Source organism: Ideonella azotifigens (assembly GCF_021043325.1).
GTDB classification, from domain to species: domain Bacteria; phylum Pseudomonadota; class Gammaproteobacteria; order Burkholderiales; family Burkholderiaceae_C; genus Ideonella; species Ideonella azotifigens.
In genome coordinates this window covers 114,623-135,394 of record NZ_JAJNKD010000022.1, presented here as the reverse complement: position 1 = coordinate 135,394, position 20,772 = coordinate 114,623, and the positions used below count along the sequence as shown (strand labels likewise).

General features: G+C 68.7%; 19 protein-coding genes and 1 pseudogene. 3 read left to right on the top strand and 17 right to left on the bottom strand.

Annotation, left to right across the window (positions count from 1 at the left end; all coding sequences use genetic code 11):
• The first annotated feature begins 404 nt into the window (after window positions 1-404).
• Together LRH25_RS29545 and LRH25_RS29540 are read left to right on the top strand one after the other, a co-directional pair.
• Window positions 405-1,967 carry a transposase gene (locus tag LRH25_RS29545; protein ID WP_141289304.1) on the top strand — a complete coding sequence of 521 codons (1,563 nt, stop codon included), beginning with the start codon at window positions 405-407 and terminating at the stop codon, window positions 1,965-1,967.
• 14 nt (window positions 1,968-1,981) lie between these two features.
• A pseudogene (locus tag LRH25_RS29540) lies at window positions 1,982-2,241 on the top strand (transposase); the annotation flags it as partial.
• 128 nt (window positions 2,242-2,369) lie between these two features.
• Here the strand turns inward: LRH25_RS29540 and LRH25_RS29535 are convergent.
• The 17 genes from LRH25_RS29535 to LRH25_RS29455 all read right to left on the bottom strand — a co-directional run bounded on the left by LRH25_RS29535 (window position 2,370) and on the right by LRH25_RS29455 (window position 19,610).
• On the bottom strand, window positions 2,370-2,690 hold the full coding sequence (locus tag LRH25_RS29535) for a 2Fe-2S iron-sulfur cluster-binding protein (RefSeq protein WP_141289305.1): 321 nt from the start codon (window positions 2,688-2,690) through the stop codon (window positions 2,370-2,372).
• Window positions 2,691-2,703: 13 nt separating this feature from the next.
• The gene (locus LRH25_RS29530) at window positions 2,704-4,155 is read right to left on the bottom strand and encodes a glutamine synthetase family protein (protein ID WP_141289306.1); all 1,452 of its coding nucleotides are present in this window, start codon (window positions 4,153-4,155) and stop codon (window positions 2,704-2,706) included.
• Window positions 4,152-5,519, bottom strand: coding sequence for an aromatic ring-hydroxylating dioxygenase subunit alpha (locus LRH25_RS29525; protein WP_141289307.1), 1,368 nt, complete (start codon window positions 5,517-5,519; stop codon window positions 4,152-4,154). Before LRH25_RS29525 ends, LRH25_RS29530 begins: the two co-directional genes overlap by 4 nt.
• Window positions 5,520-5,550: 31 nt before the next feature.
• Window positions 5,551-6,351, bottom strand: a complete 801-nt coding sequence (locus LRH25_RS29520; RefSeq protein ID WP_231013049.1) for an SDR family NAD(P)-dependent oxidoreductase — start codon at window positions 6,349-6,351, stop codon at window positions 5,551-5,553.
• Window positions 6,348-7,220, bottom strand: a complete 873-nt coding sequence (locus LRH25_RS29515) for a phytanoyl-CoA dioxygenase family protein (RefSeq protein WP_141291396.1) — start codon at window positions 7,218-7,220, stop codon at window positions 6,348-6,350. Before LRH25_RS29515 ends, LRH25_RS29520 begins: the two co-directional genes overlap by 4 nt.
• Complete coding sequence (locus tag LRH25_RS29510) at window positions 7,217-8,047, bottom strand: putative hydro-lyase (protein ID WP_141291393.1); 831 nt, start codon at window positions 8,045-8,047, stop codon at window positions 7,217-7,219. Before LRH25_RS29510 ends, LRH25_RS29515 begins: the two co-directional genes overlap by 4 nt.
• On the bottom strand, window positions 8,044-8,745 hold the full coding sequence (locus LRH25_RS33225; protein ID WP_310742450.1) for an energy transducer TonB: 702 nt from the start codon (window positions 8,743-8,745) through the stop codon (window positions 8,044-8,046). Before LRH25_RS33225 ends, LRH25_RS29510 begins: the two co-directional genes overlap by 4 nt.
• A 10-nt stretch (window positions 8,746-8,755) precedes the next feature.
• Window positions 8,756-9,166: an ExbD/TolR family protein gene (locus LRH25_RS29500; RefSeq protein ID WP_141288495.1), complete on the bottom strand. Its 411-nt coding sequence runs from the start codon at window positions 9,164-9,166 to the stop codon at window positions 8,756-8,758.
• Window positions 9,167-9,179: 13 nt separating this feature from the next.
• Window positions 9,180-9,776 carry a MotA/TolQ/ExbB proton channel family protein gene (locus LRH25_RS29495; protein WP_141288496.1) on the bottom strand — a complete coding sequence of 199 codons (597 nt, stop codon included), beginning with the start codon at window positions 9,774-9,776 and terminating at the stop codon, window positions 9,180-9,182.
• 12 nt (window positions 9,777-9,788) lie between these two features.
• Window positions 9,789-12,146: a TonB-dependent receptor gene (locus tag LRH25_RS29490; RefSeq protein WP_141288497.1), complete on the bottom strand. Its 2,358-nt coding sequence runs from the start codon at window positions 12,144-12,146 to the stop codon at window positions 9,789-9,791.
• A gap of 318 nt (window positions 12,147-12,464) precedes the next feature.
• Window positions 12,465-13,961, bottom strand: a complete 1,497-nt coding sequence (locus LRH25_RS29485; RefSeq protein ID WP_141288498.1) for an aldehyde dehydrogenase family protein — start codon at window positions 13,959-13,961, stop codon at window positions 12,465-12,467.
• Window positions 13,962-13,972: 11 nt separating this feature from the next.
• Window positions 13,973-15,169, bottom strand: coding sequence for a cystathionine beta-lyase (gene metC, locus LRH25_RS29480; protein ID WP_141288499.1), 1,197 nt, complete (start codon window positions 15,167-15,169; stop codon window positions 13,973-13,975).
• 52 nt (window positions 15,170-15,221) lie between these two features.
• Window positions 15,222-16,025, bottom strand: coding sequence for an SDR family NAD(P)-dependent oxidoreductase (locus LRH25_RS29475; protein ID WP_231013048.1), 804 nt, complete (start codon window positions 16,023-16,025; stop codon window positions 15,222-15,224).
• Entirely contained in the window at window positions 16,025-16,855 is an 831-nt protein-coding gene (locus LRH25_RS29470) for an ABC transporter permease (RefSeq protein ID WP_231013047.1), read from the bottom strand. The genes LRH25_RS29475 and LRH25_RS29470 overlap by 1 nt, the downstream gene beginning before the upstream one ends.
• Before the next feature lie 11 nt (window positions 16,856-16,866).
• Window positions 16,867-17,619 (bottom strand): ABC transporter permease, encoded by a 753-nt coding sequence (locus LRH25_RS29465; RefSeq protein ID WP_170201022.1) that lies wholly within the window; start codon window positions 17,617-17,619, stop codon window positions 16,867-16,869.
• Complete coding sequence (locus LRH25_RS29460) at window positions 17,612-18,409, bottom strand: ABC transporter ATP-binding protein (RefSeq protein ID WP_141289954.1); 798 nt, start codon at window positions 18,407-18,409, stop codon at window positions 17,612-17,614. The genes LRH25_RS29465 and LRH25_RS29460 overlap by 8 nt, the downstream gene beginning before the upstream one ends.
• Window positions 18,410-18,530: 121 nt before the next feature.
• Window positions 18,531-19,610, bottom strand: coding sequence for an ABC transporter substrate-binding protein (locus LRH25_RS29455; RefSeq protein ID WP_170201021.1), 1,080 nt, complete (start codon window positions 19,608-19,610; stop codon window positions 18,531-18,533).
• A gap of 154 nt (window positions 19,611-19,764) precedes the next feature.
• Here LRH25_RS29455 and LRH25_RS29450 point away from each other — a divergent pair, with 154 nt between their 5' ends.
• On the top strand, window positions 19,765-20,772 hold the full coding sequence (locus tag LRH25_RS29450) for an isopenicillin N synthase family dioxygenase (protein WP_141289952.1): 1,008 nt from the start codon (window positions 19,765-19,767) through the stop codon (window positions 20,770-20,772).

The following is a 20,772-nucleotide window of genomic DNA, read 5'->3' as shown; positions in this document are numbered from 1 at the left end:
GCGATGAACCAGTTCGCGATCCTCTACGACGACCGGTTCACAAGACCCACAACGTAGGATCCCCAACCGCCATCACGGCATCAGTGAAGGCTCAACGAGCCTCACACACAGAAATTAGGACAGGCCCGACGGCGAAAATGCAGACCGCTTCTGAGAAGCGAGGCAAGACTTCGACAGCCGGCAGCGCGACGCGAACTCTTAGCCTTCTTCATTTCAGATGCGTGCTCGCCACCTTTGGGCAGAGCGGCACTTCAAGATGACTTGGCCGGACGGATACCGTTCACCTGAAGCGCCCGCTGCTGATCATCTGGGATGGATTGAACCTAAATCCGGCAGTTGCCTTCCCCTGATTGCCCGGCAAGCCAGCACTGGCGCGGGTTTGGCGGTCTTGGCACACTCACCCGATGGGTGAGGCAAGACGCAAGGCGCTGTTGGCGCGGCGAGGGACGGGCGAAGAGCCGGCCGAGCCGCAGGTCGTGGACACGTTGGGCGGGCGCATGCACGTTCGCTGGGACACCGGTGCGGCGGCCACGCCGCACGGCCAGCTGGTGTTCTTCGCCGAGTTCCTGGCCGCCACGGGTGTGTTTGAGCGCTGGGTGTCGGACAGCCCGTTGTCGTACCGAAGCGGCAACGCGCCGGACAAACGCGACGTGCTGGGCACGCTGATGCTGGGGCTGCTGGCCTGGCACCGGCGCTACGCCCACATCACCGCGCTGCGCGGCGACGCCGTGGCGGCGCAGGCGCTGGGCATGGCCAAGGTCGTCAGCGAGGATGCGCTGCGCCGGGCGCTCGAACGCATCGACGAGGCAGCCAGCGCGGCGTGGTTGCGCCCGAGCCTGCAGCACTCGGTACGCGAGGCGCTGGATCGGCCATGGGTGCTGGACATCGACGCGAGCATCAAGCCGCTGTACGGGCATCAGGAAGGGGCAGAGATCGGCTACAACCCGAGCAAGCCGATGCGCCCGAGCCACGTGCTGCATACCTTCCTGGTGAGCAACCTGCGCCTGGTGCTGGATGTGCAGCTCAGCGCCGGCAAGCAGCACACCAGCGTGCACGCCAAAGCCGCGCTGGGGCGGCTGCTGGACGAACTCGCTCAAGGACCAGGAGGAGATCGCCGGCCGGCGCTGGTGCAAGGCGACTCGGGCTACGGCAACGAGGGCATCCTGCTGACGCTGGAGCAGCGCCAGCAACCCTACCTGCTGCGGCTGCGGCAGACGAAGAACGTGCAGCGCCTGGTGGTGCAGCAGTTCACCCGCCAGGATTGGAGCCGGCCAGACAGCCAGGGCTGCCAGATGGTCGAGGCCCAGTTGCAGCTGCACAGTTGGCGCACCAAGCGCCGCGTGGTCATCGTGCGCCAGCGCATTCGCGGCGGCATTGCCCGGGAGAGGCGCTTGGACGGCAAGCAACTGCGGCTGGACCTGGCCGGCCTGAGCGTGCACGAGGGCGACCGGCTGTGGGAGTACGCGGTGCTGGTCACAGACGTGGCCTGCCCGCTGGAGTCGGTCGGTCAGTTGTACCGTGACCGCGCCGACGCGGAGAACGCCTTCGACGAGCTGAAGAACCAATGGGGCTTGGGGGGCTTCACCACGCAGGACATCAACCCGTGCCAGACGGTGGCCCGAGCGTGTGCGCTGGTCTACAACTGGTGGAGTTGGTATTGCCGGGCGGCGCACCCGGCGGGCCGGCTCGAAGCCATCACCAGCCGCCCGCTGCTGCTGGCCGCGGTGGGCACGGCCGCCAGCCACGCCAACCAGACGATGCTGTACCTCACGCCGCTGCACGGCAAGGCCGAGTTGCTCAAGCGGCTGATCGCCAACATCGGTGCGGCTTTGCAGCACGTCAAGGCAGCTGCGGAGCAGTTCAAGGGCCTGGACCGCTGGGCTTGCTTGCTGCGCTACATCAGCGATCGCATCGCGCCCGTCATCGGGCCACCCAGGCCAGCCCCAGCGCTGCCGGCGACCGGGTAACTGCCGGATTTAGGTTGAAAGCCCATCGCAGCAAGCTCGGCGTGAGTACCTGTACTCCACCGATGGTGCTGTCCGGATGGCGTTCTTGCCGCCGTACTCGCCGGACTTGAACCTCGTGGAGTTCCCGTGGGCCTGGCTCAAGCGGCATGCCCTGGCCAACTTCTGGCCTGCCAACCTTGATGAACTCAACGTCACGGCCCGCAACAAGCTCAAGAGTGCACAGCACCGCCCCTCGTTCATCGCCGCGTGCTGGGCACAAGCCAGGCTCTGGTGATGTCACCATTTACGGAAAGCTCAATGGTCAGGAATTCCTAAGCAAGCGACGCCGGGGCGGCGTAGCCGCCATTCAGCGCCGCCCAGCGGTTGGGACCAACCCGTGGGACACGACGGGGTCACCGCGCGTCAGTGTGCAGGCACGTGCACCACGATGCCGTCCAGCGCGGGCGTCATGGCGATCTGGCAGCTCAGCCGGCTGCGCTGCGAATGCCCGGGGATGGCGCTGGCCAGCAGCGTGCGTTCCATGTCGTCAGGCGGCGGCAGCGCCGCCAGGAAGGCCTCCTCGACCTGCACATGGCAGGTGGCGCAGACACAGGCGCCGCCGCATTCCGCGTCGATGCCCGCCACGTTGAGCCACAAGGCGTTTTCCATGACGCTGCTGCCGGGCTGGGCGTCCGTGCAGCTGCGGCGGCTGCCGTCGCTCAGAAGGTAGTGAATGGTGAGCATGGGTTGGGAGGGGTCAGAACATATCGAAGTACTCGCGGTGTTCCCACTCGCTGACTTCGAGGTTGAAGCGGGCGATTTCCGCTTCCTTGATGTGGCAGTAGTAGTCCACGAAGCCCTGGCCGAGCTGCGCGCAGAGTCCGCTGTCCTGCCGCAGGCAGGCCAGCGCCTGCTCCAGCGAGCGCGGCAGCGGTTCGGCCGGCGTTTCGTAGGGCACGTCGGCCGAGGGGCCTGGGTCGAGCTGGCGTTGCAGGCCGTCCATCCCTGAGAAGAGCTGCGAGGCCAGGTACAGATAGGGATTGGCCGCAGGCTCGCCCACACGGTTCTCGATGCGTGTGCCGGCCTGCCCCGGCCCGCCCAGCACGCGCAGCATCGCGCCGCGGTTGTCACGGCCCCAGAGCGCACGGTCGGGCGCCAGCGAATGCGGCCGGTAGCGGCGGTAGCCATTGATGGTCGGGCAGGCCAGCACGGCGGCACCGCGCGCATGGTGCTTCAGGCCGCCGAGGTAGTGCATGCCGAGTTCGCTCAGCGGCTGGCCGGATGCCGCTTCGGGCATGAAGGCGTTGCGGCCGTCGCTGAGGCGCCGCAGCGACTGGTGCAGATGCCAGCCGCTGGACATCACGTTGGGAATGCGCGGCCGGCACATGAAGGTGGCGTGGTAGCCGTGGCGTTGGCAGATCTGCTTGATGGCGCTGCGCAGCAGCACCATGGTGTCAGCCGGTGTCACGCCGGCCGTGGGGCCGAATGTGAGCTCGAACTGGCTGGGCCCGTACTCCACCTCCAGCGAGCGCAACGGCAAACCCAACGCCACCAACTGGCTGCGCAGCAGCTCCATCACCGGGTCCACACGGTCGTAGCGCAGCTCCGTCAGGTACTGGTGGCCATGGGACAGCAGCGAGACCCGCGGCGGCTCACCGGGCTGGCCCGAGTCGGCCAGGCCCAGCCGCGCGTCCTCCAGCTTGAAGACATGGAACTCCACCTCCAGGCCGGCCACGAACGCCAGGCCCTGGCTTTCGAGTTGCTGCACTGCGCGCTGCAGGATCTGCCGGGTGGCATAGGGGCAGGGGCTGCCGTCTGGCATGTAGGCATCGCACAGCAGCCAGCCGGTGCGTGGTGTCCACGGCAGCACCCGGAAGGTGGTCGGGTCGGCCACCAGGGTGATGTCGGCACCGCCCTGCAGGCCAGGCACCGCGAAGCCGCCGCCGGCCGAAAAGACCGGAAACACCGAGCGGTGCGAGCTGTCCTTGGCCAGCAGCGTCGAAGTGAGCTGCACGCCCTCCCACAAGGCCGCGCGGGCCTCGCTGGCCACCAGCGTCTTGCCGCGCAGCAGGCCGTGCTGGTCGGCAAAGGCGAAGCGCACCACGTCAAGTTCGCCGCCATCAATGCGGCGCACCAGCTCGCGAGCCTGGTCCTGCCGCTCGGTCGTCCACAGGCCAAAGCGCTCGACGAACGGCGCCGCGCCCGTCATGCCTGCTCCGCCGGGGCCAGGCGCGCGGCCGCCCATTCACAGCGCTGGCGGCGCTCAAGGTCGGCGGCCTGCCAATAGGCTTCGGTGTCCACTGGCCCTGCCTCGGCGTCGTCCGCCCCGGCGGGGGCATGGGCGATGCCATCAATCGAGGCCGGGCCGGTCAACTGCGCGGCCTGCGCCGCATCGACCAGCAAGGGCGCAGGCTCGCCCGCCAGCGTCCCTTTGATGGCTTTCACCAGCAGCCGGCGGTAGGCGATGATGCCTTTGTCGGTGGTGCCCAGGTGCTCGCGGGTGCGGTCCTGGATGGCGCCCTGCGACTCGACGGCCCACTGGTCGTGCACATTGATGTCGTCGCCCATGCCGGTGTAGGTGGCCAGGCGCTGCTCCTCGATGTTGTAGCCGTAGTCATTGCGCTTGTTGCGGCGGGAGGTGTAGTGCGGCAACTCGTAGAGCTGCAGTCGCTGCTCGCGCATCTGCTGCTTGTCCACCGGTCCGGTGAAGCTGGTGAAGATGGCGTACCAGTAGCAATGCGTGTCGTCCACCGGCACATGCCACTGCGAGATCGTCATCTCGGCGCTCATCGGGATCACGAAGGCCTGCGGGAACAGCACGTTGGTCACCCGCACGTGGGTGCTGGCCTGCGAGAGCCGGCGCAGCGCCGTCAGGCGCAGGCCGTAGTCGGTGCTGGCCACGCTGATCTCCGGCCGGTCATGCTCGCGCAGCACCTGGGTGATGGGCATGCTGGAGTCGGCCGAGGCGCCGCGGAACTGCTTGCCATAGCTGGCAGCGGTGTCCGCGTCCTCGAAGAAGCGGTGCAGGTAGGAGGCATGCGCGGGATCAATGCCCACCTCCAGCGCCTGCAGCCAGTTGCACTCGAACAAGCCCTTGAAGGCAAAGGTGTGGCTGTCCGGCGCCACAAAGCAGTCGAAGTCCGGAAAGGCCGGCGGCGTGCCCTGGCCGAGGTAGGCGAACAGCACCCCGCTCTTCTCCACCACCGGGTAGGCCGCCTGCCGGATGCGCGTGCACATCTTGCTCTCTGCCGGCTCGGCCGGCGTCTCCAGGCATTGGCCGGTGGCGTCGAACAGCCAGCCATGAAAGGGGCAGCGCAGGCCGCCATCCTCCAGGCGGCCAAAGGCCAGGTCGGCACCGCGGTGCGGGCAGTCCCGGTCCAGCAGGGCATGGCGCCCCTGCTCGTCGCGGAAGAGCACAAATTCCTGCCCCATCAGCCGCACTGCCTTGACCGGGCGCGGACCGGCCAGCTCATCGGTCAGCGCCACCGGCTGCCAATAGCGGCGCAGCAAGCTGCCGGCCGGTGTGCCGGGGCCTACGCGGGTGACAAATTCGTTCTGCTCGGCGCTCAGCATGGCAGCCTCCCTGAAACCAGGCATGCGCAGCTCATACGATCACCCCGCCGTCGACCACGATCTCCTGGCCGGTGATGTTGCGGCCGCCCTCGCTGACGAGAAATCGCACCGTGGCCACCACATCGGCGGTCTCGTTGGGCCGCTGCAGCGCGACGCCAAGCGACTGCACATAGCGCGCCAGCACCACTTCCTCGCTTACCCCCTCGGCGGCGGCTTGGTCGGCCCAGCGCTGGCGCATGCGCTCGACCGCGATCGCGCCGGGCGCCACCACGTTGGCGGTCACTCCGTGCGGGCCGGCTTCCAGCGCGGCGCTGCGGGTCAGGCCGCGCAGCGCCCATTTCGAGGTGGCATAGCTGGCCCTGCCGGCGCGCCCGCGCATGCCATGGTTGCCACCGATGTTGACGACCCGGCCGCGGCCCTGCCGGCACATCACCGGCAGCAGGTGCGACATGGTGAGAAACGGGCCGCGCAGGTTGGTGGCCATCACCGCATCGAAGTCCGCCAGGGCCAGTTCGCCCACGGTGGCGCCCAGCGGGCCAGGAATGCCAGCGGCATTGACCAGCACGTCGCTGCGGCCCCCGGACCAGGCCAGGAAGACCTCCACCGCCGCGGCCACTGCCTGCTCGTCGCAGACGTCGGCGGTCAGCACGCAGGCCCGCCGGCCCAGGGCGCGAATGCGCTGCGCCGTCTCCTCCAGCGCGGCGGTGCGCCGGCCCAGGATGCCGACGTCGCAGCCGTCCTCGGCCAGGGCGATGGCAATGTCACGGCCGGTGCCGCTGCTCGCGCCGGTCACCAGGGCGATCGGAGATTCTGTGTGGAGTACGGGCGTCATGCGGGGGTCGCCTTGTCGAAGTAGCGGGCTCGGGCGTGTGCCTGTGCCTTGTAGATGGAACTGCCGGCGCGCGAGGGAAACGGCAGCTTGATGACGTTGGATTCGGTGCGGACCGCACTGGTGGCCGGGCCGGTCAACAGGCGCGAGTTGTATTCGTCCCAATCGACGTCGTAGAAGAGCGGATACGCATCGCTGGCGGCGTACTCCAGGAACAAGATGCGGCGCTGCTGGCCGGAGTGGTTGGGGCCGGAGCCGTGCAAGGTCATCGGGTGGTGCAGCGAAACCGTGCCGGCACGGCCGACCAGCGAGACCGCGTTCGACACGTCGACCTGCTGGGCGGCCAGGTCCACTGCCCCGACGAAGCCGAGCTGAGGATCGTGGTGCTCCAGCAGCGGCCCCAGGTGGCTGCCGGGCAGCACCTGCATCGCACCGTTCTCGACCGTGACGTCGTCAATCATCACCGAGGCCACACAGGTCGACATGTTGGAGTGCGGCGCGAAGGCCCAGTCCTGGTGCCACTCCAGCGAGGAACCGGCCCGCGCCGCCTTCATGTTGATCTTGCTGTGGCTCAGCCGCATGTTCTGGCCGCACAGGCGCTGCACCAACTCGAAGATGGCCGGGTGCCGGGCCAGAGAGAAGTACAGCGGGTCCACACGATGCGGCTTCTTGATGCGCTGCACCAGAGGCGCCTGTGGCGTGTGGGCCGCCTCGAAGTCAAAGATCGGACCTTCCTCCGCAAGCCCATGGGCCTGCGCGGCAATGCGGTCGGTGGTGGCCTGCAGCGCGCGGACCTCCTCTGCGTTGAGGGCGCCGGGGATCAACACATAGCCCTCGGCCTGGTACTGCCGGAGCATGGCGTCGATGTTCATGATGGGATTTCCTTTTTGTCCAGGGGGATGGCCCGGGAGGCTTGGACCGGCAGATCGGTCACCACCATGTGGGCCTTGTAATGGGTGATGCACAAGGGCAGCCGCGCCTGCAGCGCGGCCAGCTGCGCCGTGGCGCCGCAGGCCCAGAACACAGGCAGCTCGTCCGCATGCAGCTGTGTCAAACCATGGCCGCCATAGGACTGCGCCAGATCGGCAATGCCGATCAGCCCGGGCTGGCCCAGATGCACCGGCGCGCCGTGGAACTGCGGGTAACGCGCGGAGACACTGATGGCGCGGATGGCATCGGCCGCGCGCAACGCCCGCATCGAGACCACCAGTGGCCCACTGAAAGCGCCCGAGGGCCGGGTCGGCAGGCCAGTGACGTACATGGCCGAGACCTGCCCCTCGTCAAGATGCCGCAGCCGCACGCCATGCTGCTGCAGCACCCCTTCGAACGAGAAGGAGCAGCCGAGCACGAAGGCCACCAGGTCATCGCGCCAAAGCCCGCTGATCTCGCGCGGCGTGTCGCTCAGCTCGCCGTTGCGAAACACCATGTAGCCGCCCGCGTCGGTGCGCAGGTCCAGGTCGGCGCCCAGCGCGGGAATGTGCGGCGAGCCCGGCTCGCTGCGGCCCAGCACCGGAAGCGCCTGGGGATTGAGCGCGCAGTAGGCGGCGAAGTCGTCGGCCTGCGCGGCCGGCACGATCATCAGGTTGCCCTGCACGTGTCCGCGCACCAGCCCGTTGGTGAAGCCGCGAAAGCGGCCGCTGCGAATGGCCTGGCGCACTGCGCGGGGCGACTCGGGGTCGAAGTCAAAGGCGTTGCTCATGGCGATACGAACTGCACGGTGACGGTGAAGACATGCGCGCTGCTGCCTGGCCAGGCCTCCACCGGCCAGGCCGGGTACTGGCCACTGCGCACGATCTGCAGCGCCTGCTTGTCGAGGATGGGCGAGTTGGCGCTGCGCTCGATCTCCACTTGGCTGACCGTGCCGTCCCGCGTCAGCGTGAAGCGGACCACGCTGGCGCCCTCCGGCCGCAGCCGCCGCGCATCACCCGAGGTCGGGTACTCGGTGATGGAGCGGATGTAGCCGCGTAGCTTGCCGACATAGCTGGTCTCGATGGCAGCGGTGTTCACCGGCGCGGGCGCTGGCGGCACCGGCACGGCGGGCGGCGGCACCGGTGCCGCCGGGGGAGGTGGGGACAGCGGCGGCGGTGGCGGTGGCAGCGGTGCCGGCGCTGGCGCCGGTGACGGCACAGGGGTTGGCGCCGGCGCCGGCGCTGGTGGCAGTGGCTTGGGCGGCGGTGTCAGCGGCTTGGGTGGCGGTGGCGGCGGAGGCGGTGGTGGGGGTGTCAGCTCAGGCGGTGGGTCGGCCGCCTGCAGCATCACCACCGGAGGCCCATCCGGTGGCGGTGGGCTGGGGGCCAGCGCCGGCCGCGGCGCCAGCGCCATGGCCACCACGGCTGCGGCCGTGGCCACCAGCGCCACGCCATGGGAGGCGCGCTCGAAGGGGTCGCGAATCGTCACGGTCGCTCGCTCAGGGTTGGCGCTTGGTGATGATGGAAGCGGCGGGCATGCCTGCGGCCTTGAGCTGGTCCAGCAGGTCGACCAGCGTCTGCAGCTTGGCGCTGGCATCGCCGGCGATGATCACCTTGGCCGGCTTGCTGCCGGCCAGCGCCTTGAGCTTGTCGGCCAGCTGCGGCATCGGCGTGGGCTGCCCGTCCACATAGACCGCGCCATCGTGGTCCACCGTGAGGGTGATGCGCAGCGACTCGTCCTTGATCGGATCGGGCTTGGCCGAGCCTGGCAGCGCGACGTTCAAGCCCAGCGCGGGCAGCACGTTGGTGCTGATGAGCACGAAGAACACCAGCAGGAACATCATCACGTCGATCATCGGGATGATCTCGATGCGCGCCTGGCGCTGCTTGCGTTGGGGAAAGGATCTCATCGCGCGCTCCCGGTCACTTCGTGGTTTCGAGCAGGAAGCTCTTGAAGTCCTCGGTGATGCATTCGCCCAGGCGGTGCAGCACGTTGTGACCCAACAGCCCGTAGAGCGCCGTGCCAATGCCGATGGCGGTGGCGAACAGCGCCGAACCGATGCCGCGGCTCACCGCCGAGGGGTCGGAAACACCGCCGGCCGACAGGGCCTGGAAGGTGTCCATGATCCCGAGGATGGTGCCCAGCAGGCCCAGCAGCGGCGCTGCCGTGACGATGGTGTCCAGGATCCACAGCCCGCGGTTGACGCTGCCGTCCACGCGCAGGAAGAGCGCCGAGGAAAGGTCCTCGATGCGGTTGCGCGAGACCTGGCCCTTGCGCTGCGTGTCCACGTACTCCCGCATGGCCTGCGTCAACACATCGGTGCCGGCCGGCAGGTCCGGCAAGGGACTGCTGGCATCCACTGCCACCGCTGCGGCGATGGCCCTGGCAATCGGCGCCCGGCGCCGGATCAGGTAGACGTAGTAGACCAGTCGCTCGATGATCACGAAGGTCAGGATGACGATCGCCGCGTAGAGCAGGTTGATCGTCGCGGCATGCAGAAAGTCTTGGCTGATCGACATGTCAGGAAATCCTCAGAATCCAACCGCGAAGGTGAGCATCGCGGACACGGGGTTGGCCACCAGGTAGCTCGGCTGCGAGGCCGCGATGGTCTTGCCGTTGATCGCGGTGGTGGCCACCGCGTTGGTGGTGACGCTGTTGACACCTGAGAGGTAGTGGCGGTCGGTGGCGTTCATCACGTTCAGGCGCAGCTCAGGCTTGGTCAGGCCGGACGAGGGCGGCAGCGTGAAGCGGTAGCCCAGGCCGATGTCCAACGTGGTGTAGGCCGCGATCTCCTGGTCGTTCATGAAGGTGGCGTACTGCCTGCCCACGTACTTCCAGCCCAGGTTGCCGAAGAAGCTGCCGTTGTCGTAATCCACCGCCAGCGCGGCCTGCACCTTGGGCGCGCGCACCGCCTGCTTGCCACTGGTGGCCAGGTAGTCCCCCGAGACCGGGATGTCGGACTCGATGCGCGTCTTCAGCAGCTCCAGCGAGGCATAGGGCCGGAAGTTCATGAAAGGCCGCAGGCCGGCCTCGAAATCCAGGCCGAAGGCGCGCTGCTTGCCCCCGTCGATGGGCGAGCTGACGCAGCCCGGGTCACAGACCTGGGCCGAGATCTGCCGGTTCTCGAAGGCGTAATGGAAGGCGGAGGTGGACAGGCTGACCAGCGGGCCCTGGTAGCGATAGCCCAGCTCGAAGGCGGTGGACTTCTCCGAGGCCTGGTCCGGGTTGGCCCGTGTGGTGACGGCGCCCGTCGACGCGCTGTAGCGCGGGTAAAGGGCGCCGGCCGGCAGGATGCGCACGCCGCGCGCGACGCTGGCGAACACAGAGTTCACGTCATCGAACTTGTAGCGGATGGCGGCCGTGGGCAGCAGCGGGTCGTTCTGAGCCTCGGTCCGCGTCACGTCGCTGGGCACGCGGTTCTTGCCCACGCGCTCCAGCCACATCTTCTTCACGCCAACATCGATGTTCAGGCTGTCGTCCATCAGGCTGATGGTGTCGCCCAGGAACGCCGAGTAGAAGCTGTCGTGGGTGTCCTGGTTCCACTGGTTCACCACCTGGCCGCTGGCGGTGCGGATCAGCGAGGAACTGCCGTCCACATCCACGGGCGTGCCGTCGTCGTTCATCAGGCTGTAGGGGCGATAGAGCTGGTCGCGCGAGCGCTGCATCCAGACACCGGCCACCAGCGCGTGGTTGTCGAGCTGGTAGTTGCCCTTGACGGTGATGCCGGTGCGCAGGTTCTTCTCGATGATGGGGTTGTAGTAGGTGACCCCGGTGTCGGTCGTGGTGCCGTTGCCGTTCAGGTCCACGGCCTGCACCGTGTTGCCAAAGCCCACCGAACTTTCATTGAGCGTGCCGGCCGAGCCTGAGCCGCCGAAGCCGTAGAACAGATAGGGCGTGACGTTCAGCGTGAGCTTGTCGTTCACCCGCAGGTCCGTGGGCACCGACAGCAGCAGGTTCTCCCAGGGGTTCTGCAGCATGCGGTAGTAGCTCAGGCTGCCAGCGGTGTAGGTGGCGTCGTAGTTGGTACTCGCGCCGTCCATGCCGTCGGCCTTCCACTGGGCCAGCGTGGGGTTCTTGTACACGTCTCGCGCGATCTTCGAATAGGTCAGGGCCAGCTTGCTGCGGCTGCCGCCGCCCCATTCCTGCACCGCACCCAGCGACAGGTGCTGCTTGCGGTCATGGCCTGGGCCGCGGAAGTGATCGGTCTCGATCTGCGAGATGGAACCGAAGGCGCGCAAGCCGGTGTCGCCGATCTCGCCGGTCTCGCCGCGCAGGAAGACGCGCCAGGCGTTGTCCGTGCCGACCGACATCGTCAGCAGCCCGCCCCGCTGCTTGGAGGGCGTGTGCAGGAACAGGTCGACGATGCCGCCGGTGGCCGTCACGTCGGGCGAGGACAGATCCGCCGAGCCCTGGTTCAGCGTCACCACATCGGTGTTCTCGGTGTCGATGTACTGGCCGGGGAACACCGACCAGTTGGAGGCCACGCTCAGCGGCATGCCCTCGAAGTTGAAGCCCATCTGGCCGCCGTCCATGCCACGCACCGAAAGCACCCCGGGCGACAGGCCCCAGGCGTCGCTGGGCGCCGCGTTGGCCCCGGGCGAGTACTTCAGCAGCTGGAACACGTCGGCCGAGGGCTGCTGCTTCTGGATGAAGTCGCGCGTCACCGAGCTCTTGGCCTTGGACACGTTCTCGTCGACCATCAGGCCGCCAGCGATTTCCTTGCGCGTCACGCCAGTGGCCGACGGCGTGTCCTGCGGGTTCGCGTTGGACGCACCGGAGGCGCTGACGCGGCCGATGTCGGTCTGCTGCGGATCGGCGGCGGGGCTGGTCTGTGCCATCGCCGCAGCCGCTGCTGTGGCCAGTACGGTGGCAATGAATTCGGTTTTCATGGTTGGCTTCCGATGGGGTGGAGAACGGTGCGGCGGCGTCTCTCGGGTGCCCGACCGCTGCAGTGCAAATTCAATTTATCGAGAAGCCTCGCTGTGAAGAATTGCTTTTTTCGTCGGGGTGTCATGCGCACATCGCTACGAGGCCTCTGCCGGGCCACGCTGGCCCGGCAAGACCGTTGCCGTTCGGCTTTTCGCGAGGGCGCGCGACAAAACGGCAACACCTCGGTCCGCAGAAATCGGCACTGATGCAACACAAAAAAAGGCCGCGCATTGCTGCGCGACCTTCTCTGCTCCAAGCGCGCCGAGCGCCTCGACCACTCAGTCGTGCTGGATCCACAAGCCCTTCACGTTCAGGTATTCATCGAGCTGCTGCGGCCCGGACTCCCGGCCATAACCGCTGAACTTCACGCCGCCAAAGGGCATGGACGGGTCCATCTGGTTGTAGCAGTTGACCCACACCGAACCGGCCTGCAGGCGCCGCGCGATGGCATGTGCACGGCCGATGTCGCGTGTCCAGACGCCCGCGCCCAGGCCGAAGGGCGAGTCGTTGGCGCGGCGCACCACCTCATCCAGGTCATCAAACGGCAGCACCGCAGCCACCGGCCCGAAGATTTCCTCGCGCGCGATGCGCATGCCGTCGGCCACCTCGGCAAACACCGTGGGCGCCATGAAGTGGCCCTGCGCATGCAGCGGCCCGCCCAGCCGCTCGCCGCCGGCCACCAGGCGCGCACCTTGTTCCCGGCCGCTCTCCACATACCCCAGCACGCGCTCGACCTGGCGCGCCGACACCAGCGGCCCGATGTCGCTCTCGGCGTCCACACCAGGCCCCACGCGCAGGGTGGCCGCCACCTCTGCCATGGCCTGCACCACCTGCGCATGGATCTCGCGCTGCACGAACACCCGCGTGCCGGCGCTGCAGATCTGCCCGGCATTGGCGAACACGCCGATGGCCGCGGCCTGCGCTGCCCGCGGCACATCGGCATCGGCGAACAGGATGTGCGGTGACTTGCCACCCAGCTCCAGCGAGAGCCGCTTGAGGTTGCCGGCCGAGGCCCGCACGATGGCCTGGCCGGTGGCCACCGAGCCGGTGAAGGACAGCTTGTCCACGCCCGGGTGGGCGGCCAGCGCGGTACCGGCTTCCTGGCCGAAGCCGGTCACCACGTTGAGCACGCCCGGCGGCACGCCGGCCTGCTCGGCCAGCTCGGCAAAGCGCAGCGGCGTCAGCGGTGCATCCTCCGCCGGCTTGAGCACCAGCGTGCAGCCGCTGGCGAGCACCGGCGCGGTCTTGAAGATGGTGGCCCACAGCGGACCGTTCCACGGAATGATGGCCCCGACCACGCCCACCGGCTCCTTCAGCGTGGCGGCGAACATGTTGCCGTTGAGCGAGGTCTCGGCCGTCTGGCCGTGGATGCAGGTCGCCTGGCCAGCGAAGTAGCGCAGCATGCCCACCAGGTGACGCCGGGCACCGCGGGTGTGGCGGATGGGGGCGCCCATGTCCAGCGTGTCCAGCCAGGCCAGCTCTTCGTAATGGGTGTCCACCAGGTCGGCCAGCGCGTGCATCAACGCGGCCCGCTCATCAGGCTTGAAGCGGCGCCAGGGGCCCTCGAAGGCCTGGCGCGCCGCGGCCACGGCCCGGTCCACGTCCACCTGGCCGGCCTCGGCCACCTGGGCCAGCACGGCACCGGTGGCGGGGTTGCAGGTCTCGAAGGTCTTGCCCGAGGCGGCAGGCTGCCACTGGCCGCCAATCAGCAGGCGCTTGGCGCGGCCGTCCAGGAAGGGGTGGGGGGTGTTGGCGAGGGAGGGGCTTGCAGTCATCGCGTGGTGCCTCAGGCGGCTGCGGCCAGCCGCGCGAATCCCCGTTCCAGGTCGCGGATCAGGTCGTCCGGGTCTTCCAGGCCGGCATGCAGGCGCAGCGCCGGGCCCTTCTCCTGCCAGGGCCGGGCGCTGCGCAGGGTGGCCGGGTAGGTTGGCACCACCAGGCTTTCGAAGCCGCCCCAGGAGTAGCCCATCAGGAACAGGTCCATGTGGTCCAGCATGGCGGCGAACTGCTGCTCGCTGCAAGGCTTGAGCACGGCACCGAACAGGCCGCTGGCGCCGTTGAAATCGCGCCGCCAGATCGCGTGGCCGGGGTCGTCCGGCAGCGCCGGATACATCACGCGCGAGACTTCCGGCCGCCGCTGCAGCCAGCGGGCAATGGTGGTCGCCGTTTCCTGGTGGCGCTGCAGGCGCAGGCTGAGGGTGCGCAGGCCGCGCAAGGCCATGTAGATGTCGTCCGGGCCGCCGCAGTAGCCCGAGGCCGAGGCCGTCTTCTTCACCGGGATGAAGGCCGCCTCGTTGCACACCGCAATGCCCAGCATCAGGTCGGAATGGCCGGAGATGTATTTGGTGGCGGCATGGATGGACACGTCCGCGCCGTGCGCAAGAGGCTGGAAGCACAGCGGCGTGGCCCAGGTGTTGTCCATGATGGTGGTGATGCCGCGCGCCCGCGCCACCCGGGTGATGGCCGGCACGTCCGTCATCTCGAAGGTCAGCGAGCAGGGCGACTCCAGGTAGATCACCCGCGTGTTGGGCTGTACCAGGTGGGCGATGTCGGCCCCGATCAGCGGGTCGTAGTAGCTCACCTCCACGCCAAAGCGCTTCAGGTACTCGTCGCAGAACTGCCGCACCGGACCATACAGGCTGTCGATGATCAGCAGGTGATCGCCGGCTGAGAGAAAGGCCGTCAGCGAGGCGCAGATGGCGCCCAGGCCGCAGGAGGTGACCACCGCACGGTAGCCGCCCTCCAGCTGGGTCACGGCATCTTCCAGTGCACGGGTGGTGGGCGTGCCCTCGCGGCCGTAGGTGAACTGCTCGAAGGCCCCGCTGGCGCGGTCGCGGCGGGTCTCCAGCAGCTGGGCCACCGAGTTGAAGATGAAGGTGGAGGCGTGGTAGACGGGCGGGTTGACGATGCCGTGGTTGGCCTGCGGATCGCGGCCAAGGTGAACGATCTGGGTGTCGCGGGCAAAGGCTTCGGAAGAGGTCATGCGCTTGGTAGGCAAAGAGGGTAGGCAGGCGTCACGGACACCTGGGCTGTGTTCAGACCAGCGTGCCGGCATCGACCACCAGGTCCTGCCCGGTGATGAGGCGGCCGCCGTCGGAGAAGAGGTGGATCACGGCCTGAGCCACGTCCTCGCCGCTGACCAGCCGGCCCAGCGCCGACTGTGCAGTGAAGCGCCGCAGCACGGTGTCGTAAGGCAGGCCTTCGCGTTCGGCCGAGGCCTCGAACAGGCGCTTGAGTCGCGGCCCGGCAATGCCGCCGGGGGCCACGATGTTGGCGGTGACGTTGTGCGGCCCGCCTTCCAGCGCAGCCGACTTCACCAGCCCGCGCACCGCCCATTTGGAGGCGGCGTAGAGCGCCGCATTGGCCACGCCTTTGTGACCGTAGGTGCCGCCGATCACCACCACCCGGCCTTCGCCGCGCTCGATCAGCAGCGGCATCACCGCACGCAGGCTGAGCATGACGCCCAGCACGTTGATGTCGAAGCAGGCGCGGTAGTCTTCCTCGCTGCTCTGCCAGACCGGCTGGCGCGGGCTGCCCACGCCAGCGCAGCAGAGCAGCCGATCGACCCGCCCGAAGTGGTCCCGCGTGCGCAACGCGGCGGCCTCCAGCGCCGCGCCGTTGGTCACGTCGGCCTGCAGCACCAGCGCGTCGCTGCCGACCTTGCGCACCGCTGCGGCCACCTCGTCTCCGGCGGCCTTGTCGCGGCCCACAATGGCCACGTGCGCCCCCTGGCGCGCCAGCGCCAGCGCCAGCTCGGCGCCCAGGCCCTTGGTGGCGCCGGTGACGAAGGCCACCTGGCCGTTCAGCAGATGAAGCGGGGAGGGGGCTCTATCGGGCATCAGCGGCTCCTGTCCTGCACCAGCCGCTCCAGCGCGATGGCACAGGTGAAAAAGAGGTACGACACCGTGGTGCCGGCGGCCACCGCCGCCCACATCAGCGCGAACTGCTGGCGGGCGTTGGCGTCCAGGATCAGGCTGCCCAGGCCGGGAGCACCTGACAGCCATTCGGCGAACATTGCGCACAGGATGGCCGAGGCCGAGGCAATGCGCAGGCCGGTGAACAGATGCGTCAGCGCGCAGGGCAGGCGCAGCATGATCAGGGTCTGCCAGAAGCCGGCGCCACAGCAGTGCATCAACTCCAGCATGTGCCGGCTGGGCGCTTCAAAACCCTTCCTGGCGGCCAGCATGATCTGGAAGAAGGACAGCAGCGCCACCATGCCGACGCCGTTCCAGCGGCCGCGGCCGAAGATCAGCACCAGCACCGGCGCAATCGCAATCATCGGCACCGTGCGCACCGCCACGATCAGCGGCATCAGGGCGGTGTCCACCCATCGCGAGGCGATGAACAGCATCGCCAGCAGCAGCGCCACGACCGTTGCCACGGCCAGCCCGATCAGCGTGGCCTGCAGCGTCAGCCCGGCCGACTGGGCGATCTCGGGCGCATGGGCCAGCATGGCCTGAGCCACCTCGGCCGGGCTGGGCATCAGGTAGGCCGGCACGGCCAGGGCCACGATCAAGGCCTGCCACAGCGCGGCCACCACGGCCATCACCAGCAGATAGCCGGCCAGGCGCTGCCCAGCCAGCCGCAGCGCGCCACCCCAAGCGGCGGCGGCCGCAGAGCGGCGCGGCACCGAGGCGGGCTCGGCCGGCAGCGAAGAAGAAACCTGCATGGATCCCCCGCTCATGTGGACACCGGCGCGCGGTCATAGCCGGCCACACGCTCGACCAGGCAGATGTAGGCATAGGCCAGTGAGGAGACGGCACAGGCGATCAGCACCGTGGCCCACAGCCGCTGCACCTGCAGGCCGAACATCGCATTGAGCATCACCACGCCCAGGCCGGTCTCGGCGCCATTCCACTCGCCTATCAGTGCGCCCAGCACCGCCAGCGGCGCGCTGATCTTCATGCCGACGAACAGCATCGGCACCGAGCTGGGCAAGGCCAGCAGCCGAAAGCGCTGCCAGGGCGAGGCGGCCAGCACGGTGAACAGCTCCTGCTCGGCGGCCTTGTGCTCGTGCAGGCCCTGGACGATGGCCACCAGCATGGGGAACAGGCAGATCACCACGGTGATCAGCACCCGGGTGCCCAGCGTCAGGCCCAGCCAGACGCTGAGGATGGGCGCGATGGCGATCATGGGCACGCTGCTGAGCACCGCCCCGACCGTCAGCACTGCGCCCTCGCTGCGCGGCGCGGCATAGACCGCAAAGCCCACCGCCAAGGCCAGCAGGCCGGCCAGCACAAAGCCATAGCCTGCCGTCAGCAAGGTCACGCCCAGTTGCGAGAGCAGGCTGGCATGCTCGCGCCAGAGCAGTTGCAGCACGGTGGAGGGGCGTGGCAAGGTCATGGGTGCAGCACCCGCCGCCACCCATGCTTCGGCCGCCGCGAGCAGCGCGGCGAACACCATCAGCGGCAACAGCCAGCGCGCCTTAGACATCCAGGGCCTCATGGTCCAGTGCCTGCGGCAACTGGTCGAACAGCGCGCGGCGCACCTGGTCCACGATGGCGTTGAAGCGCGGGTCGTGCAGCGTGGCAAGCCGGCGCGGGCGCGGCAGGTCCACATCCAGCGTCTCGATGATGCGGCCCGGCCTGGCGGCGAAGACGAAGATGCGGTCGGCCATCAGCACGGCTTCCTCTATGGAGTGGGTGACCATCAGCGCGGTGGTGCGGGTCTCGGCGCGGATGCGCAGCAGCTCGAAGTTCATGCGGTAGCGCATCACCTCGTCGAGCGCGCCAAAGGGCTCGTCCAGCAGCAGGATCTTGGGCGAGGCCACCAGCGCCCGCGCGATGGCGCAGCGCTGCTGCATGCCGCCGGAGAGCTGCGAGGGCCGGGCATGTTCGTAGCCGGCCAGGCCCACCAGGCGCACCAGTTCCTCCGGAGAACGGGCCGGGTGGCGGCCGGCCTTGCCCAGCACCTCCAGCGGCAGGCGCACGTTCTCCAGCACGCTGCGCCAGGGCAGCAGCGTGGCCTCCTGGAAGACGAAACCGATCTGGTGCTCGCGCCGCGCCTGCTGCGGCGGCGCGCCGTCAATGGTGATCTGGCCGGCGCTGGGCGAGAAGACATCCGCCACCATGCGCAGCAGCGTGGACTTGCCGCAGCCCGAGGGGCCGATCAACGCGCCGAACTGCCCGGCTTCCAGCGCCAGGCTGACATCCGCCAGCGCCGGCACGGCCTGGCCGGCCAGCGGGAAGGACTTGGAGACATGTTGGAGCGAAAGACCGGACATGGGGCAAGGCGCTGGGAGGGGGCCTGCGCGCAGCGGTGCTGCAGGCAGGAAACAGCGGTCAGGCTACTGGAGCCACAGGCCGCGCGGGGTGCTGTTTGGGCGACGGGCGGATGCAGGAATGTCACCGCGGCGCATGGGCCGCGGTGACGATGTCCTGCGTGACCAGCCGCGTGATGTCGATCTGCGCATCGGCCGGCACGCTGCCGGCCTCGCGGCCCATGGCCACGGCCCGCTCGAACACGGCAGGGTCTATCCACAGCAGGCCATGGGTGGCGGCATCGCCGGTGACGATGTAGTCGCGCATCATCTCGGCCTGCGCCTGCTGCTCGACCAGGTTGGTGCCCGGCGGCGCGAAGTCGCGCACGATGCGCTCGGCGGCCTCGGCCGGATGGTCCACCACCCAGGCCCAGCCGCGGATCAGCGCGCGGGTGTAACGCACCAGCGCCTCGTGGTGGCGGGCCAGCGTGTCGCGCCGGGTGATCAGCACCTGCCCATACCCCGGCACGCCGAGATCCGACACATGCAGCCAGTGCGGCTCGAAGCCGATCTTTCGCAGCGCCGGCACCGCCGTGGTCGACCAGCTGTAGTACCCGTCTACCTGACCCGAGGCCAGCAGGGAGGGGTCGCTGCCCACCGGCACCAGGCGAATGCTGTCGGGGTCGATGCCGGCGCGGCGGATCAGCGGCAGCAGCTGCGCCCGCACGCTGCCGGGCACACCCAGGGTCTTGCCCACCATGTCGTGCACCGAGCGGATCGGTCGGTCGGCCGGGCTCATGATCGCGCCCGGGTCGCGCTGCATCACCGCCGCGAAGGCCACCAGCGGCTGGCCGCGCAGCGCGCCGTCAATCATGCCGGCCACATTGCTCTCGCTGACCAGCGCGCGGCCACTGGCCACCAGCGTGCGGTAGTCGGTGCCGGGGCCGCCGGCAATGAAGTTCACGTCCAGCCCTTCCTCGGCCAGGTAACCCAGTGCCTTGGCCATCAGGTAGCCGCCGAACTGGATGCCTTTGACCCAGCCCAGCTGGTGATCGAAGCTCATGAAACCTTTCGCGGAAGAGGCATGGGCGCCGCTGGCCAACACGCGGTAAGACAAGGCGCCCAGGCCCAACAGCGGTGCGGCGGCCAGCGCGGCCAATGCGCTGCGCCGGCCCAGGCGCAGCGGCGACGGGCCGTTCACGGGCAGAGAGGGAGTCAGCGGCATGGGCTTCATCTTGCCCGCAGAACGGCGCCAGGCTTGTAGCCGTTTGCGCAAGCGGCCGTGACGCAAAAGGCACCCCGCCGCCCGCCGCCTGCCGCTACCGTGACGCTCCACAGGCCTCATTGCCGCCCCTCCGTAGCCAAAGGACCCGCTTTCCATGAGCCGCAGCGCCGCAGGTGTCGAAGATCGCATCGTCGCCAAGACGGTGGACCTCGCCGAGATCCCCATCATTGATTTCTCCCCGTTCCGCCATGGCGGCGAGGCTGGCAAGCAGGCCGTTGCAGCCGAGATTGCCGACGCCTGCGCGCGCATCGGATTCTTCTACCTCAAAGGCCACGATGTGCCGCCTCAGGTGCTGGCCGAAACCTTCGCGCAGTCCAAGGCCTTCTTCCAGCGCCCGGTCGAAGAGCGGCGCCAATCGGCCGCCTCGCCGCAGTGGTACCGCGGCTGGATCCCCATGCCTAGGCGCGAAGGCGCGCTGGACCGCAACAGCCGGCTGTTCGAGCAGTACCGCATCCAGGCCGATTTCTCCGACCGCCCGGATCCCGACCCGGTGTTCGACCGGCCCAACCGCTGGCCCGAGGACATGCCGGCCTTCCGCGCCGCCTGCGAGGCGCACTACGCGGCCATGCTGGGCCTCTCGCGCGACCTGCTGCACGCTTTCGCCATTGGCCTGGGCCAGCCCGAGGACTGCTTCGACGCCTGGTTCGACCGCCCCATCTGCCAGCTCAGCCTGCTGTACTACATCCCCATCCCCGACGGCGCCGATGTCGAGGTCTCGAACACCGTCTCGCACACCGACGAAGGGCCGCTGACCATCCTCGCGCAGGACAGCGTGGGCGGGCTGGAGGTCAAGCGCCGGGACGGCACCTGGATCTCGGCGCCGCCGGTGCCCGGGGCCTACACCATCAACATCGGCGACATGATGATGTGGTGGTCCAACGGCCGCTTCCTCTCCAACTACCACCGGGTGCGCAACAAGGCCGGCGTGGAGCGCTTCTCCATCCCCTTCTTCCTGAACCCTGACCAGCACACCGTGGTGGCGCCGCTGCCCGCGCTGGTGGCGCAGGACGGCGGGCAGGCCAGGTTCGATCCGGTGCACGTGGGCACCCATCTGAAGCGCTTTTACGCGCGGCTGGAAAAGTCGCCCGGCGACTTCCTCTGA